General features: G+C 59.4%; 2 protein-coding genes. Both read left to right on the top strand.

Annotation, left to right across the window (positions count from 1 at the left end; genetic code table 11):
- The first annotated feature begins 94 nt into the window (after positions 1-94).
- Complete coding sequence (locus ACJO5Y_RS09740) at positions 95-1279, top strand: acetyl-CoA C-acyltransferase (RefSeq protein ID WP_406986739.1); 1185 nt, start codon at positions 95-97, stop codon at positions 1277-1279.
- Between the two features lie 274 nt (positions 1280-1553).
- Positions 1554-3356, top strand: coding sequence for an acyl-CoA dehydrogenase (locus tag ACJO5Y_RS09745; RefSeq protein WP_406986742.1), 1803 nt, complete (start codon positions 1554-1556; stop codon positions 3354-3356).
- The last annotated feature ends 72 nt before the right edge of the window (positions 3357-3428 follow it).

The following is a 3428-nucleotide window of genomic DNA, read 5'->3' on the forward strand; positions in this document are numbered from 1 at the left end:
TAATCCGACAATGCTGGCGAAAATGCTCAACCGGGTGTCGGATTACGCTTCGCTAATCCGACCTACCTGTACACCAATTATGAAGGACACTGTTATGTCTGATGCCGTTATTGTTTCCACCGCCCGTACCGGCCTCGGTAAATCCTACCGTGGCGCCCTGAACAACACCCACAGCGTGGACCTGGCTGGCCACGTTATCCAGCACGCGGTGCAGCGTGCGGGTATTGACCCGGCCATTGTCGAAGATGTGATCCTCGGCGCCACTTTCCACGAAGGTGCCCAGGGCAAGAACATGGCACGTCTGGCCGCCATCCGCGCCGGTCTGCCGGTCACTACCGCTGGTGTTTCCATCAACCGTTTCTGCAGCTCTGGTCTGCAGGCCATTGCCATGGCGTCTCAGCGAGTGATCTCTGAGAAGGTTCCGGCCATGGTTGCGGGCGGTGTCGAATCCATTTCGATGGTGCAGAACGACAAGCTCAACAGCTTCCATGCCACCAACGAGTGGCTGATGAAGAACAAGCCTGAGCTGTACCTGTCGATGATTGAGACTGCCGACATCGTCGCCCAGCGATACGGCGTTACCCGTGAGTCCCAGGACGAGTACGCCCTGATCTCCCAGCAGCGCACCGCCGCCGCTCAGGAAGCCGGCAAGTTCGACGACGAAATCGTGCCCTTCGACGCCACCATGATGGTGAAAGACAAGGAAACCGGGGAGGTCAGTCATAAAGACGTCACTCTGACCCGTGATGAGTGCAACCGTCCCAACACCACGCTGGAAGGCCTGCAGGGTCTGAATCCGGTGCGTGGGGACGATCAGTTCGTCACGGCCGGCAACGCGTCGCAGCTGTCTGACGGTGCGTCTGTGTGCACGGTGATGAACTCCACGTACGCCGAGAAAAACAACATCGAACCCATCGGCATCTTCCGCGGCTTTGCCGTGGCTGGCTGTGAGCCAGACGAAATGGGCATCGGCCCGGTCTTCGCCATTCCGCGTCTGCTGGAGCGCAGTGGTCTGAAGATGGATGACATCGATCTGTGGGAACTGAACGAAGCCTTCGCTTCGCAGGTGGTCTACTGCCGCGATCGTCTGGGCATTCCCATGGAAAAACTGAACGTCAATGGTGGCTCCATCGCTGTGGGTCACCCATACGGTGTCACCGGTTCCCGCCTGACCGGCCACGCCCTGATTGAAGGCAAGCGTCGTGGCGCGAAATATGTGGTGGTTACCATGTGCATCGGCGGCGGTCAGGGGGCTGCCGGCCTGTTCGAGGTAGTTTAAGGCACGTAGGTCGGATTAGGCGCAGCCGTAATCCGACTGTCGGGTTACGCCGTTGGCTAACCCGACCTACGACTCATAGAAATGATCAGTGACGGATGTCAGTGGATATAACTGTGCAGCCGGGCCGGTCATGGGGTGGGGATGCCTTTTCTGACGGGATAAAGGTGTCTGAGCGAAGCGAGTTCTTTTCCCATAAGAAAAGGCATCCCCACCGCAGGACCAGACTCCAGGCTGGCAGGCTACCGTGTTAATTCACGCCAAGGGTAATGAGGCCATGCAACAAAAAATCATCAACACCCAGGACCTTGCGTTCCAGCTGTTCGAACTCTACGAAGTCGAACAGACCCTGGGCTATGAACGCTATGCCGAGCACAATCGGGAAACCCTGCAGGCCGCTCTGGACCTGTCGCTGAAAGTAGCCGCGGAAGAGTTTGCGCCTCACGCCCGCCTGGTCGACGAAGAAGAGCCCAGATTCGAGAACGGTCGGGTGGAGATGCGTCCGGAAGTCAAAAAAGCACTGGATGTGCTACGGGACACCGGCCTGATGGCCGCCGGTCAGGACTTCGAACGTGGCGGCATGCAGCTTCCCGCAGCGGTGGCCCAGATGTGTGTGGGCATGCTCAAGGGCGCGAACGTGGGCACACAGGGCTACGCCGGGCTGACGATTGCGGCGGCGAATCTGATCATGGCCCAGGGCAATGAACACCAGCAGAAGACATACGCTGAACCGATGATGGCCGGCCGGTTTTTCGGCACCATGTGCCTGACGGAGCCCCATTCCGGTTCTTCCCTCGGCGACTTGCGCACCCGCGCGGAACCGCAGGAGGACGGCAGCTATCGCCTGTTCGGCAACAAGATCTTCATTTCCGCCGGTGACCATGAGCTGAGCGACAACATCATCCACATGGTGCTCGCCCGCTTGCCGGATGCCCCTCCCGGGGTGAAAGGCATTTCCCTGTTTATCGTGCCTAAGGTCCTGGTTAATGAGGAAGGCAGCCTGGGCGAACGCAACGACGTCGCGCTGGCGGGGCTGATTCATAAAATGGGCTATCGCGGCACCACTTCCACCATGCTCAACTTCGGTGAGAAAGACGGTGCCGTGGGTTACCTGGTGGGCGAGCCCAACAACGGCCTGGCGGCCATGTTCCACATGATGAACGAAGCCCGCATCGGCGTCGGCCTCGGTTCAGTCATGCTCGGCTACACTGGCTACCTCCACGCCCTCGACTACGCCCGTGATCGCAAGCAGGGTCGCCCGGTCGGCGAGAAGGATCCCAACTCCCCGCAAGTGCCACTGATCCGCCACGCCGATATTCGCCGTATGCTGCTGACCCAGAAAGCATACGTGGAAGGTGGTCTGGCACTGTGTCTGCAAGGCGCCATGCTGGTGGACGAGAAAAAACATGGGACCACCGAAGGCGAGCGCAAAGTCGCCGCCGGTCTACTGGATCTGCTAACGCCAGTCATCAAGTCCTGGCCGTCCCAGTTCTGCCTGGAAGCCAACAGCCTGGCGATCCAGGTGCACGGTGGCTATGGCTACACTCGGGAATACCCGGTGGAGCAGTTCTACCGCGACAACCGCCTCAACCCCATCCACGAAGGCACCCACGGCATCCAGGGCATCGACCTGCTGGGCCGCAAAGTCTCCATGGCCGGCGGCGGGTTCTATGAGGAGTTGATGCGCCGGATCGAAGCCACCATCGGCGAGGCCCGTGGTATCGAACGGCTGGCGACCTGCGCCGATCATCTGGACCAGGCAGTGAAAGCCATGGCCACAGCAACAGACGCCATCAACGCCGAGAAAGCCAACGGCAACGTGGAAAAAGCTCTGGCCAACGCCTCGCTTTACCTCGAAGCCTTCGGCCACACCGTCGTCGGCTGGCTCTGGCTGAGACAGGCCATCAAGGCCGTTGCCGGACTGGAAGGAAACGGTGAGCAGACAGCGGAATTTTACGAGGGTAAGGTGAAAGCCTGTGAATATTTTGCGCGGTATGAATTGCCGAAAGTGCTCAGCCTATCCGGGTTACTGAGTGCTGTGGATACTACGGCGCTGGGCATGCAGGATTCTGAGTTTTAGCGGAGATTTTGGTTGTCGGATTAGCCGCAGCCGTAATCCGACAAAACCAACGTTGTCAGATCGGGCGTGGGG

Source organism: Marinobacter alkalisoli, from assembly GCF_045449855.1.
Classification (GTDB): Bacteria; Pseudomonadota; Gammaproteobacteria; order Pseudomonadales; family Oleiphilaceae; genus Marinobacter.